Origin of the sequence: Streptomyces sp. NPDC101490 (genome assembly GCF_044767145.1) — a bacterium.
Taxonomy (GTDB): Bacteria; Actinomycetota; Actinomycetes; order Streptomycetales; family Streptomycetaceae; genus Streptomyces.
The window spans coordinates 260,258-272,373 of record NZ_JBIWNI010000006.1 but is presented as its reverse complement, the minus strand read 5'-3'; the positions used below and the strand labels follow the sequence as shown (position 1 = coordinate 272,373).

Here is a 12,116-nt window from a genome sequence, read left to right as displayed (position 1 = left end):
CCCTCAGACCCCGCTGAGCTTCCCGCTCAGCCACACCATGCCCGGCGGGATCTCCCGGTTCCACGTGTTGAAGTTGTGGCCACCGCTGTCCAGGACGATCGAGGAGACCGACGCCGGGCTCTTCACCCGCTTGATGAACTCCTTGGTGCCCCGCAGATTGCTCTCGCCCCGCTTCGACGTCGTCACCAGGAACGCCGTGTTCCCCTGCGGCAGGTTGTCCAGGCTCCACAGCAGATCCGCCCGCTTGCGCAGCCGGTCGTCCCCGTGGAACAGATCGCCCGTCGTCACGTCCTCGGCCGCCCGGTAGTACGCCGAGAACCCCGCCCCGGCCGCGAACCGCTCCGGGTGGTGCAGCGCGATCTTCAGGGCGCAGTACGCCCCCGTGGAGTTCCCCATGAAGCCCCAGTTCCGCGGCTTCGTCCCCACCCGGTACGTGCCCGACACCGCCGTCGGCAGGTCCTCCGCGAAGAACGTCTCCGTCTGCGGCCCGCCCGGCACGTCCACGCACTCGGTGTCCCGGGGCGGCGCCACCGTCGGCCGCAGCATCACCAGGATCATCGGCTGCATCCGCCCCTCCTTGGCCTGGAGGTAGGCCGTCTTCGGGTACTTCAGGCCCTTGATCAGGTTCTCCGCCGTCCCCGGATACCCGGTGAGCACCACCGACGCGGGGAACGTCCGCTTCGCGTACCTCGGCTGGAAGTACTCCGGCGGCAGATACACGTACGCCGGGGAGACGATCCCCGACCGCGCCCCCTCCACGACGACCTTCTGTATCTGCCCCGCGACCTCAGGACGCCCGCCGCCCGGCACGTCGAGCTGCTGCGTCCCCACCACCCGTACGTGCTTCGAACCGGCCCCGTGGTCGACGACCACCCCCATGTCCTGCTCCTGCCCGAACAGGTCCGCCCACGAGCCGTAGAACAGGAACGACCGGTTCGCCGCCAGGCCCACCGCCGCGAACAGCACCACCTGTGTCACCAGGAGCAGCACCACCCTTCCCGTGCACGCCCGCCACCCCCGGCGCGCGAGGCGTGGCCACAGCCACACCGTCGCCACGAACAGGCCCACGGCCAGTACGACCGCCGCCACGAGAACCTTGCCGCTGGTGAGGCCCATGGGACGACCACCCCCGCCTTTCCGAGAATTTCCGGTGAACCGATGAACCCGAGCCCGTACCGCTCCGTCCTAGAAGGCGCACCAACCGGGACGACCCGCCGAAACACTCCACGGGTCCCGACCGGAATCAAGGACCCTCCGCAGGACCACGGGAAGCACGGGAAGCCATGTCTGTCACGGTAGATGGGGACAAATCAGGATTGGTTCCGGTTCGGGTACGGCGGATTCTCCGCGGCCCCGACCCCCAGAAGGTCCCCGCACTCATCGGCACCGCCTGCACCTTCATCGGTCTCATCGACATCGCCGCCGGGGTCTTCCCGCGCTTCCGCGCCAGCCGCTTCCACACCGTCGCGGAGGTCCTCCCCGGCACCCTCGGCCCCCTCTCCGCCGCCCTCTCCCTCAGCGCCGGAGTCCTCCTCCTGCTCCTCGCCCACGGCCTCAGGCGCAACAAGCGCCGCGCCTGGCGGGCCGCCGTCGTCCTCCTCCCCCTCGGCGCCGCCGCCCAGTTCGCCTGGCGCCACTCCGTCATCGGAGCCCTCCTCTCCCTCTGCCTGCTCGCCCTCCTCGTCCGGCACCGCGACCAGTTCGCCGCGCTGCCCGACCCCCGCAGCCGCTGGCGCGCCCTCGCCAACTTCGTCGTCATGGGCGCCGGGTCCATCGCCCTCGGCCTCGTCATCGTCAGCGCCCACCCGCGCCGGGTCGTCGGCGACCCCAGCCTCACCGACCGCCTGGAACACGTCCTCTACGGACTCTTCGGCTTCGAAGGCCCCGTCGGCTACACCAGGGGCGTCGACTGGACCGTCGGCTACTCCCTCGGCGCCCTCGGCATGCTCACCGCCCTCACCACCATCTACCTGGCCTTCCGCCCCGAGCACCCCGCCGCCCGCCTCACCGACGACGACGAGCTGCGCCTGCGCGCCCTCCTCGACCAGCACGGCGGCCGCGACTCCCTCGGCCACTTCGCCCTCCGCCGCGACAAGGGCGTCGTCTTCTCCCCCAGCGGCAAGGCGGCCGTCTGCTACCGCGTCGTCTCCGGCGTCATGCTCGCCAGCGGCGACCCCATCGGCGACGTCGAGGCCTGGCCCGGCGCCATCGAACGCTTCATGGACGAGGCCAAGGCCCACTCCTGGACCCCCGCCGTCATGGGCTGCTCCGAGACCGGCGGCCAGGTCTGGACCCGCGAGACCGGCCTCGACGCCCTCGAACTCGGCGACGAGGCCATCGTCGACGTCGCCGGCTTCTCCCTCTCCGGCCGCGCCATGCGCAACGTCCGCCAGATGGTCAAGCGCATCGAACGCAACGGCTACACCACCCGCGTCCGCCGCGTCCGCGACCTCGACGAAGCCGAACTGGAACGGGTCCGCCGCGCCGCCGCCGACTGGCGCGGCACCGACACCGAACGCGGCTTCTCCATGGCCCTCGGCCGCATCGGAGCCCCCGGCGACGGCGACGCCGTGATAGCGACCGCCCACAAGACCGACGACGACGCCGACCCCCACTCGCCCTACGGCGACCTCAAGGCGATCATCCACTTCGTCCCCTGGGGCGACGACGGGATGTCCCTGGAGCTCATGCGCCGCGACCGCTCCGCCGACCCCGGCATGAACGAGCTCCTCATCGTCGCCGCCCTCCAGGCCTCCCCCGCCCTCGGCATCGAACGGGTCTCCCTCAACTTCGCCATGTTCCGCTCCGCCCTGGCCCGCGGCGAGAAGATCGGCGCGGGACCCGTCCTCCGCGTCTGGCGCGGACTCCTCGTCTTTCTGTCCCGCTGGTTCCAGATCGAATCGCTCTACAAGTTCAACGCCAAGTTCCAGCCCCGCTGGGAACCCCGCTTCGTCGTCTACCGCACCAGCCGCGATCTGCCCCGCATCGGCTTCGCCGCCATGCAGGCCGAGGGCTTCGTGAACCTCTCCTTCCCCCGTCCCTTCGCCCGCCGCCGCCCCGCCCCCGCCCCCCGGCCCTGCCCCCACATAGTCCCCGGCCCGGCGGACCGCGAGATCCGCGCGGCCTGAATCCGCACCCACGCCCTACGCTGGTCACATGAGTACGACGATCGACCGGGGTACGGCCCTGGGCCTGCCGGAGTGGGACCGCTGCGCGGTCATGGGCGTGGTCAACGTGACCCCCGACTCCTTCTCCGACGGCGGCCGCTGGTTCGACACCACGGCCGCCGTCAAACACGGCGTCGACCTCGCCGCCCAGGGCGCCGACCTCGTCGACGTCGGCGGCGAGTCCACCCGTCCCGGCGCGAGCCGCGTCGACGAGGACGAGGAGCTCCGCCGCGTCATACCCGTGGTCCGGGGCCTCACCGCCGAAGGCGTCACCGTCTCCGTGGACACCATGCGCGCCGTCGTGGCCGCCCGCGCCGTCGAAGCCGGGGCCCGCCTCGTCAACGACGTCAGCGGCGGCCTCGCCGACCCCGGCATGGTCCCCGCCGTCGCCGCCGCCGAGGTCCCCTTCGTCGTCATGCACTGGCGCGGCTTCAGCCAGGACATGAACGGCCTCGCGGTCTACGACGACGTCGTCGGCGAGGTCCTCGGCGAACTGCGCACCCGCCTCGAAGCCGTCGTCGACGGCGGCGTCGACCCCGCGCGCATCGTCGTCGACCCCGGCCTCGGCTTCGCCAAGCTCGCCCCCCACGACCTGGCGCTCGTCGCCCACCTCCCCGCCCTCCGCGCCCTCGGCCGCCCCCTGCTCGTCGCCGCCTCCCGCAAGCGGTTCCTCGGGCACGTCCTCACCCGTGAGGGCGCCACCCCGCCGCCCGCCCGCGAACGCGACGCCGCCACCGCCGCCGTCTCCGCCCTCGCCGCCCACGCGGGCGCGTGGGCCGTCCGCGTCCACGAGGTCCGCGCCACCGCCGACGCCGTCCGCGTCGCCCGCGCCGTCGAGGGAGCCGCGTGAGCCGCAACCCCCGGGAAGCCGCCGTCGAAGCGGTCAACACCGCCTTCTACGAGGCGATGGAGACCGGCGACTTCGACACCGTCTCCGCCCTCTGGCTCGACGACGGCGCCACCCCCATCACCTGCGTCCACCCCGGCTGGCCCGTGCTCACCGGCCGGGGCGAGGTGCTCCGCTCGTACGCCCTGATCATGGCGAACACCGACTACATCCAGTTCTTCCTCACCGACCTCGCGGTCTCCCTCGCCGACGACACCGCCGTCGTCACCTGCACCGAGAACATCCTCAGCGGCGGCCCCGCCGAGGACGGCGCCGAACTCGGACCCCTCGTCGGCCAGCTCGTCGTCGCCACCAATGTGTTCCGCCACACACCCGAGGGCTGGCGGATCTGGTCCCACCACGCCTCCCCCGTCCTGGCCGAGACCGAGGATTCCAAGGCCGGAGAGCCCGGCGCGGACGACAACTGAACCCCCCGACCTGACCCGCCCACGCCCCCCAAGGCAAAGCGCTGTCGGTGCCCGCAGGTAGATTCGACGACGGACACCCGGCCGTCCGCACCCGGCTGCGTGACCACCCGAACTACGACAGCAGGAGTGATTCGCGTGGATCGTGTCGCGCTGCGCGGCCTCAAGGCCCGGGGCCACCACGGCGTCTTCCCCAAGGAGCGCGAGGAGGGCCAGACCTTCATCGTGGACCTGGTTCTCGGCCTGGACACCCGTCCGGCGGCCGCCGACGACGACCTGACGAAGACCGTGCACTACGGGATCGTCGCCGAGGAAGTCGTCGACGTCGTCCAGGGCGAGCCCGTCGACCTCATCGAAACCCTCGCCGAACGCATCGCCCAGCGATGCCTCGGCCACGCCGGGGTACAGGAGGTGGAAGTCGTCGTGCACAAGCCCGACGCGCCCATCACCGTGCCCTTCGACGACGTGACCGTCACGATCACCCGGAGCCGACGATGAAACCGACACAGAGCGACCCCACCGTCCAGCCCGTACCCGCCTCCGTCGTCGAAGCCGTCGACGCCGCCGACGTGACCCTCTCCAACCCGCACTGGGCCGTCGTCGCCCTCGGCGCCAACCTCGGCAACCGCCTGGAGACCCTCCAGGGGGCCGTGGACGCCCTCGCGGACACCCCGGGCCTCCGGGTCAAGGCCGTCTCCCCCGTCTACGAGACGGAGCCCTGGGGCGTCGACCCCGGCAGCCAGCCCTCGTACTTCAACGCGGTCGCCCTCGTGAAGACGACGCTCCCGCCCGCCTCCCTCCTGGAGCGGGCCCACGCCGTCGAAGAGGCCTTCCACCGCGTCCGCGAGGAGCGCTGGGGTGCCCGCACCATCGACGTCGACATCATCGCGTACGCCGATGTCGTCTCCGACGACCCCGTCCTCACCCTCCCGCACCCCCGCGCCCACCAGCGGGCCTTCGTCCTCGCCCCCTGGCACGACGTCGACCCGGAAGCCCAGCTGCCCGGCCACGGACCCGTCACCGGACTCCTCGCCGACGTCGGCGCCGAAGGCGTCACCGTCCGTGCCGACCTGGAACTCCGTCTGCCCGAGTAGTCGTTAGGCTCGTGGCAGACCGCCCGCGACCACACGAAGGACACCCGGTGAAACAACTGCGGCTGAAGGTGCTCGCCGGACTCTTCGTCGTGGCCGGCGTGCTCTCCTGGGGCGCCGCCCGGCTCTGGGACTCGGTCGGCACCCTCCCCAGCGTGCCGCTCGCCGCGCCGGTCGTCCTCGCCGTGATCGCGGTCGTCCTCACCGCGACCGCCCTGTCCCTCCGCGCGCGGCTCAGGGCCCAGCACGACCGGCGGCCCGGCGCCAAGGGCGTCGAGCCGCTGATGGCGGCCCGCGCGGTGGTCTTCGGCCAGGCGAGCGCCCTGGTGGCCGCCCTCGTCGCCGGAATGTACGGCGGCGCGGGCGTCTTCCTGCTCGCCCACCTCGACGTCCCGGCCCGCCGCGACCAGGCCCTCTACGCGGCCTTCGCGGTCCTGGCGGGCCTCGGCGTCATCGCCGCCGCCCTCTTCCTGGAACGGGTCTGCAAGCTCCCCGAGGACGACGACAGGAAGCCCTCGGCCGCCGCCTGACCCCTCCGGCCCGCCGATCGCCCACCCGGCGCGCGCTCCCGGGCCACGAGCCCTTGGCCGGTGGCCCGTACCCCCGCCACCCCCGGCCAGTGGTCACTCCACTGATCGGGGGCGGCGGGGAACGGTCCGGGTGCCCTATCGGGCGAGGATCAGGGACATGGCCTCGGCACGCGTGGTGGCGTTGCGCAGCTGCCCGCGGACCGCCGAGGTCACCGTCTTCGCACCCGGCTTGCGGACCCCGCGCAGCGCCATGCACATGTGCTCCGCCTCGATAACGACGATCACACCGCGCGCTTCCAGGATCCTCATCAGCGAGTCCGCGACCTGGGTCGTCAGACGCTCCTGCACCTGCGGGCGACGGCCGAAGACGTCCACCAGACGGGCCAGCTTCGACAGCCCGGTGATCTTGCCGGATTCCGCCGGGATGTACCCGATGTGCGCCACACCGTGGAACGGCAGCAGATGGTGTTCGCAGGTCGCCGTCAGCTCGATGTCCTTCACCAGGACCATCTCGTCGTGCCCCAGGTCGAACGTCGTCGTCAGCACGTCCTCGGGCTTCTGCCACAGCCCGGCGAACAGCTCCTTGTACGCGCGCGCCACCCGGGCCGGGGTCTCCCTGAGGCCCTCGCGGTCCGGGTCCTCACCGACCGCGATGAGCAGCTCCCGCACGGCGGCTTCGGCGCGCTTCTCGTCGAACTCGCCGATCGTGCCGTCGCCGTCCAGCGTCACCGGGTCGGTCATCTCTGTGCCTCGTTCCAGTCCGAACTGAAGTACGCGAAAAGCCGCGCCCCCACAGGCTAAAACCTGTGGGGGCGCGGCAGCCATTCCGGGGTGGGAAGGGTCAGTCCTCCGGGGTGTCCACCGGGGCGATGTCGATGCCCTTCGTGGTGTCGACCGTCGGGGCCGCCGAACCGTTCGCCGTGTTCGTCAGGGCCAGCTCCTTGGGGGAGAGGACCGGCGGACGCGTGGACGGGGTGCGGTGCGAGGAGCCCGTCCAGGCCGGGCGGGCCGGACGCTTGACGATGGAGGCGAAGATCTCGGCGATCTCCTCCTTGCCCAGCGTCTCCTTCTCCAGCAGCGCGAGGACCAGGTTGTCGAGGAGGTCACGGTTCTCGACGAGGATCTCCCACGCTTCGTTGTGGGCGGTCTCGATGAGCTTCTTGACCTCTTCGTCGACCAGCGCGGCGACCTCTTCCGAGTAGTCGCGCTGGTGCGTCATGTCACGGCCGAGGAACGGCTCGGTGTTGTCGCCGCCGAACTTGATGGCGCCGAGACGCTCGGTCATGCCGTACTGCGTGACCATCGCGCGGGCCGTGGCGGTGGCCTTCTCGATGTCGTTCGCCGCGCCCGTGGTCGGGTCGTGGAAGACGAGCTCCTCGGCCGCGCGCCCGCCCAGCATGTACGCCAGCTGGTCGAGCATCTCGTTGCGGGTGGTGGAGTACTTGTCCTCCTCCGGCAGCACCATCGTGTAGCCGAGGGCGCGGCCCCGGGACAGGATGGTGATCTTGTGCACCGGGTCGGAGTTCGGCGAGGCCGCCGCGACCAGGGCGTGGCCGCCCTCGTGGTACGCGGTGATCTTCTTCTCCTTGTCCGACATGATGCGGGTCCGCTTCTGCGGGCCCGCGACCACCCGGTCGATCGCCTCGTCCAGAGCCGCGTTGTCGATCAGCTTCTGGTCGCCACGGGCGGTGAGGAGCGCCGCCTCGTTGAGGACGTTGGAGAGGTCCGCGCCGGTGAAGCCGGGGGTGCGTCGGGCGACGGCGCCGAGGTCGACGTCCGGGGCGACCGGCTTGCCCTTCTGGTGGACCTTGAGGATCTCCAGACGGCCCAGCATGTCCGGGCGGTCGACGGCGATCTGCCGGTCGAAGCGGCCGGGGCGCAGGAGCGCGGGGTCGAGGATGTCGGGCCGGTTCGTGGCGGCGATCAGGATGACGCCGCCCTTCACGTCGAAGCCGTCCATCTCGACGAGGAGCTGGTTGAGGGTCTGCTCACGCTCGTCGTGGCCGCCGCCGAGTCCGGCGCCGCGGTGGCGACCGACGGCGTCGATCTCGTCGACGAAGACGATGGCGGGAGCGTTGGCCTTGGCCTGCTCGAAGAGGTCGCGGACCCGGGAGGCGCCGACGCCGACGAACATCTCGACGAAGTCGGAACCGGAGATCGAGTAGAACGGCACGCCCGCTTCGCCGGCGACGGCGCGCGCGAGGAGCGTCTTGCCGGTTCCGGGGGGGCCGTAGAGCAGGACGCCCTTGGGGATCTTGGCGCCGACGGCCTGGAACTTGGCGGGCTCCTGGAGGAATTCCTTGATCTCGTGGAGTTCCTCGACGGCCTCGTCGGAACCGGCGACATCGGCGAAGGTGGTCTTCGGGGTGTCCTTGGTGATGAGCTTGGCCTTGGACTTCCCGAACTGCATGACGCGGGAGCCGCCGCCCTGCATCTGGTTCATCAGGAAGAGGAAGACCACCACGATGAGGACGAAGGGGAGGAGCGAGAGCAGGATCGAGACGAAAGCGGACTGCTTCGTCGGCGTGACGGTGTAGCCCTTCTCGATCTGTCCGGCCTCGAACTTCTCCTGGAGCTTGTCGGCAAGGTCGGCGCCCTGGGTGCCGATGTAGCTGGCCTGGACCTTGCTGCTGTTGTCGATCTTCTGGCCGTTGACGAGTTCGATCTTGACGATCTGTTCGTCACCGGTGGTGATCTTTGCCTGCTTGACCTGGTTCTTGTCGATCGCCTGGACGACCTTGCCGGTGTCCACCGTCTTGTAGCCCTCGGACGAGCCGACGACCTGCATCAGCACGACCACGGCGAGGACGGCCAGCACGATCCACATGACCGGCCCACGGAAGTATCGCTTCACGTCCATCCATACGGAGCGCTGGGCGCTCCGTCCCTCCTGCCCGTAGGAAAATGCTGCTGTGAGAGCTGCTGTGTGAAAAAGCTGTTCTTCGGACGGTACCTCAGCATCGTCGCCCGCGACCGCCTTCCCGTGGTTCAACGGGGGGAAGGCGGTACGGGTTCCCCGTACTGCGGGAGGCTTCAGCCGCCGTAGACGTGGGGGGCGAGAGTGCCGACGAACGGAAGGTTCCGGTACTTCTCGGCGTAGTCGAGGCCGTAGCCGACGACGAACTCGTTGGGGATGTCGAAGCCGATCCACTTGACGTCGATGGCGACCTTCGCGGCCTCGGGCTTGCGCAGCAGGGTGCACACCTCCAGGGAGGCGGGCTCGCGCGAGCCGAGGTTGGAGAGCAGCCAGGACAGGGTCAGACCGGAGTCGATGATGTCCTCGACGATCAGGACGTGCTTGCCCTTGATGTCGGTGTCGAGGTCCTTGAGGATGCGGACGACGCCCGAGGACTGGGTTCCGGCGCCGTAGGAGGAGACGGCCATCCAGTCCATGGTGACCGGGGTGGAAAGGGCGCGCGCCAGATCCGCCATCACCATCACGGCGCCCTTGAGGACTCCGACGATGAGCAGGTCCCTGCCCGCGTATTCCGCGTCGATCTTCGCGGCCAGCTCAGCCAGCTTGGCGTCGATCTCTTCCTTGGTGATGAGCACCGACTGGAGGTCGGTGCCCATGTCCTTCTCGTTCACCCGGGTCACTTTCGTTGCGCGTGCGTCAGCCTTGCCGGATGACCAGTCTGCCACCCTGGCGGCGCGCTTCGACGCGTCCGGGCAGGTTGATGGCCCCCTGGCCGCGCCAGCCGGTGATGAGCCGGTCGACTTCCTCGACGTGCCGGGCGAAGAGGGAACCGGCGGGGGCGCCCTCGGCGATCATGGCGCGGCGCAGGACGCGGCGGCGCACCGCGGTGGGCAGGCCGAAGAGTTTGGCGCATTCGAGGGCGCCCGCCTCGTCGCGTACGGAGGTCTCGGCGTCGGCGGCCCAGGTGTCGAGGGCGTCGGCGTCGTCGCGGGAGAGCTGGGCCGTTCGGGCGAGGGCTTCGACGACTCCCTTGCCGAGGGCCTTCTCCAGGGCGGGGAGTCCTTCGTGGCGGAGGCGGGAGCGGGTGTAGGCGGGGTCGCTGTTGTGGGGGTCGTCCCAGACGGCGAGTTCCTGCGCGACGCAGGCCTTGCGGACGGTCTGGCGGTCGAGCTGGAGGAAGGGGCGCCGGTAGCGGCGGGAGGTGCCGGAGACGGCGGCCATGCCGGAGAGGGAGCGGATGCCGGAGCCGCGGGCGAGACCGAGGAGGACGGTCTCGGCCTGGTCGTCGCGGGTGTGGCCGAGGAGGACCGCGGTGGCCCCGTGGCGTTCGGCGGCGGCGTCGAGGGCCGCGTACCGGGCGTCGCGGGCGGCGGCTTCGGGGCCTCCTTCGCGGCCGACGGTGACGGCGACGGCCTCGACCGGGGTGAGTCCGAGGGCGGTCATGCGTCCGGCGACCTCGTGGGCGCGGGTGTCGGAGCCGGGCTGGAGTCCGTGGTCGACGGTGATGCCGCCGGCGCGGACGGGGAGTTTGCGGGCCTCGAAGGCGAGGGCGGAGGCGAGCGCCATGGAGTCGGCGCCGCCGGAGCAGGCGACGAGGACGAGGGGGGGGCCGTCGTCGGCGGTGGGGTCGGTCTGGTGCTCGGTGATGATGTCGTGGAGTACGCGGCGGACCGCCAGGCGTATCGCCGCGACCGCAGGATGGGGACCCATGTCCGGTTCCCTTCGTGATGGGGTGGGTGCCTCGGTCGGAGTCATAACGGCCGGAGGGGGGTTCGGTCACTCAGAGTGCGTCGATGGTGACAGAAACCCGGCCGTTACCCGAGCATTGCACGCCCCACCCCTTGTCCAGGGTCCCTCGGATGGGTGATTGGTGGGGTGTTCCGAGGTGTTCTCGCGTCCTGCGCCGCACCTGCCTCAGGAGTCTGCCTTACGGTGCACCCTCGCGATCCAGTCGGCGGGTGCGGCGATCTCGGACTTGGTGGGGAGCGTGTTGGGGGAGGTCCAGACGCGGTTGAAGCCGTCCATGCCGACCTGCTCGACGACGGCGCGGACGAAGCGTTCGCCGTCGCGGTACTGGCGGAGCTTGGCGTCGAGGCCGAGGAGTTTGCGCAGGGCGAGGTCGAGGCGGGAGGCGCCCCGGGCGCGGCGCTCCTTGAACTTCTCGCGGATCTCGGCGACGGAGGGCACGACCTGGGGGCCGACGCCGTCCATGACGTAGTCGGCGTGGCCTTCGAGGAGGGACATGACGGCGGTGAGGCGGCCGAGGATCTCGCGCTGCTCGGGGGTCTGGACGAGTTCGACGAGGGAGGGGGCGGGTTCGCCCTCCTCGGCTTCGGGGCGCCCGCCGGCGAGGGTCTGGGCGGCTTCGCGGAGGCGTTCGACGACCGTGCCGGGGTCGACGTCGGTGGCGGCGAGGAACGACTGGATCTCGCCCTGGAGGTGGTCGCGGAGCCAGGGGACGCCGGTGAACTGGGTGCGGTGGGTCTCCTCGTGGAGGCAGACCCAGAGCCGGAAGTCATGGGGGTCCACTTCGAGTTCGCGCTCGACGTGGACGATGTTCGGGGCGACGAGGAGGAGCCGTCCGCCGCCTCCGGTCCCGGTGGGGAGGTCCCGGGTCGCGGGGGCGAAGGTCTCGTACTGGCCGAGGATGCGCGAGGCGAGGAACGACAGGAGCATCCCGAGTTCGACGCCGGTGACCTTGCCGCCGACGGCGCCGAGGACGGCGCTGCCGGGGGTGTCCTGTCTGCGGTCCCGCATCTTGCCGAGGAGCGGGGTGAGGAGTTCGCGGAAGCCCGCGACGTTGGCCTTGATCCAGCCGGCCCGGTCGACGACGAGGACGGGGGTGTCGTGGGGTTCGGCGCCCTCGGGGATCATCCGCGTGTAGGCGCGGACGTGTTCCTCGGCGGCTTTGGCGTGCCTGCGGAGTTCGGCGACGATCTCGCGGGCCTCGTCCCGGCCGACTTCGGGTCCTGGCCGTACGAGGCGGGTCGCGGTCGCGACCGCGAGGTTCCAGTCGACCATCCCGGGTGTGCGCGCCCCACCGAAGCTCGTCATGCGTCAACCGTACGGTCTCGGGGCCCGTTCGGTGGGTGTTCGGTGC

Annotated in this window: 12 protein-coding genes; 6 read left to right on the top strand and 6 right to left on the bottom strand. The window is 70.9% G+C overall.

The genetic code is table 11. The features are described from left to right. Positions 1-3 precede the first annotated feature (3 nt). A complete protein-coding gene (locus ACIRQY_RS16010; RefSeq protein WP_403925812.1) occupies positions 4-1,116 on the bottom strand; it encodes an alpha/beta hydrolase in 1,113 nt (370 codons plus the stop codon). Between the two features lie 167 nt (positions 1,117-1,283). Between ACIRQY_RS16010 and ACIRQY_RS16005 the strand changes: the two genes are divergently transcribed. The 6 genes from ACIRQY_RS16005 (at position 1,284) to ACIRQY_RS15980 (ending at position 6,099) form a co-directional block, all read left to right on the top strand. Then, entirely contained in the window at positions 1,284-3,128 is a 1,845-nt protein-coding gene (locus tag ACIRQY_RS16005) for a phosphatidylglycerol lysyltransferase domain-containing protein (protein WP_403925809.1), read from the top strand. Between the two features lie 28 nt (positions 3,129-3,156). Further along, positions 3,157-4,017, top strand: a complete 861-nt coding sequence (folP, locus tag ACIRQY_RS16000) for a dihydropteroate synthase (RefSeq protein WP_351785804.1) — start codon at positions 3,157-3,159, stop codon at positions 4,015-4,017. Positions 4,018-4,073: 56 nt separating this feature from the next. Further along, positions 4,074-4,481 (top strand): nuclear transport factor 2 family protein, encoded by a 408-nt coding sequence (locus ACIRQY_RS15995; RefSeq protein ID WP_401235470.1) that lies wholly within the window; start codon positions 4,074-4,076, stop codon positions 4,479-4,481. Between the two features lie 135 nt (positions 4,482-4,616). Continuing rightward, a complete protein-coding gene (gene folB, locus ACIRQY_RS15990) occupies positions 4,617-4,976 on the top strand; it encodes a dihydroneopterin aldolase (RefSeq protein WP_351785809.1) in 360 nt (119 codons plus the stop codon). Continuing rightward, positions 4,973-5,572 (top strand): 2-amino-4-hydroxy-6-hydroxymethyldihydropteridine diphosphokinase, encoded by a 600-nt coding sequence (gene folK, locus ACIRQY_RS15985; RefSeq protein ID WP_351785812.1) that lies wholly within the window; start codon positions 4,973-4,975, stop codon positions 5,570-5,572. Before folB ends, folK begins: the two co-directional genes overlap by 4 nt. 47 nt (positions 5,573-5,619) lie before the next feature. After that, on the top strand, positions 5,620-6,099 hold the full coding sequence (locus tag ACIRQY_RS15980) for a DUF3180 domain-containing protein (protein ID WP_403925806.1): 480 nt from the start codon (positions 5,620-5,622) through the stop codon (positions 6,097-6,099). 135 nt (positions 6,100-6,234) lie between these two features. On the opposite strand, the gene folE is transcribed toward ACIRQY_RS15980, so the two are convergent. The 5 genes from folE to ACIRQY_RS15955 form a co-directional block, all read right to left on the bottom strand. Next, positions 6,235-6,840, bottom strand: coding sequence for a GTP cyclohydrolase I FolE (gene folE / locus ACIRQY_RS15975; protein ID WP_351785818.1), 606 nt, complete (start codon positions 6,838-6,840; stop codon positions 6,235-6,237). A gap of 100 nt (positions 6,841-6,940) precedes the next feature. Beyond that, positions 6,941-8,959: an ATP-dependent zinc metalloprotease FtsH gene (ftsH, locus tag ACIRQY_RS15970; protein WP_351785820.1), complete on the bottom strand. Its 2,019-nt coding sequence runs from the start codon at positions 8,957-8,959 to the stop codon at positions 6,941-6,943. Between the two features lie 173 nt (positions 8,960-9,132). Further along, positions 9,133-9,672 (bottom strand): hypoxanthine phosphoribosyltransferase, encoded by a 540-nt coding sequence (gene hpt / locus ACIRQY_RS15965; protein WP_317876926.1) that lies wholly within the window; start codon positions 9,670-9,672, stop codon positions 9,133-9,135. 40 nt (positions 9,673-9,712) lie between these two features. Beyond that, positions 9,713-10,726 (bottom strand): tRNA lysidine(34) synthetase TilS, encoded by a 1,014-nt coding sequence (gene tilS, locus ACIRQY_RS15960; protein WP_351785822.1) that lies wholly within the window; start codon positions 10,724-10,726, stop codon positions 9,713-9,715. A gap of 204 nt (positions 10,727-10,930) precedes the next feature. Next, entirely contained in the window at positions 10,931-12,070 is a 1,140-nt protein-coding gene (locus ACIRQY_RS15955) for a zinc-dependent metalloprotease (RefSeq protein WP_351785824.1), read from the bottom strand. Positions 12,071-12,116 lie beyond the last annotated feature (46 nt).

Excerpts from the sequence above, each read along its gene's own strand:
- ACIRQY_RS16010 (WP_403925812.1), bottom strand. The coding sequence starts at position 1,116 with ATGGGCCTCACCAGCGGCAAGGTTCTCGTGGCGGCGGTCGTACTGGCC.
- ACIRQY_RS16005 (WP_403925809.1), top strand. The coding sequence starts at position 1,284 with ATGTCTGTCACGGTAGATGGGGACAAATCAGGATTGGTTCCGGTTCGG.
- folP (WP_351785804.1), top strand. The coding sequence starts at position 3,157 with ATGAGTACGACGATCGACCGGGGTACGGCCCTGGGCCTGCCGGAGTGG.
- ACIRQY_RS15995 (WP_401235470.1), top strand. The coding sequence starts at position 4,074 with ATGGAGACCGGCGACTTCGACACCGTCTCCGCCCTCTGGCTCGACGAC.
- folK (WP_351785812.1), top strand. The coding sequence starts at position 4,973 with ATGAAACCGACACAGAGCGACCCCACCGTCCAGCCCGTACCCGCCTCC.
- folE (WP_351785818.1), bottom strand. The coding sequence starts at position 6,840 with ATGACCGACCCGGTGACGCTGGACGGCGACGGCACGATCGGCGAGTTC.
- ftsH (WP_351785820.1), bottom strand. The coding sequence starts at position 8,959 with ATGGACGTGAAGCGATACTTCCGTGGGCCGGTCATGTGGATCGTGCTG.
- hpt (WP_317876926.1), bottom strand. The coding sequence starts at position 9,672 with ATGGGCACCGACCTCCAGTCGGTGCTCATCACCAAGGAAGAGATCGAC.
- tilS (WP_351785822.1), bottom strand. The coding sequence starts at position 10,726 with ATGGGTCCCCATCCTGCGGTCGCGGCGATACGCCTGGCGGTCCGCCGC.
- ACIRQY_RS15955 (WP_351785824.1), bottom strand. The coding sequence starts at position 12,070 with ATGACGAGCTTCGGTGGGGCGCGCACACCCGGGATGGTCGACTGGAAC.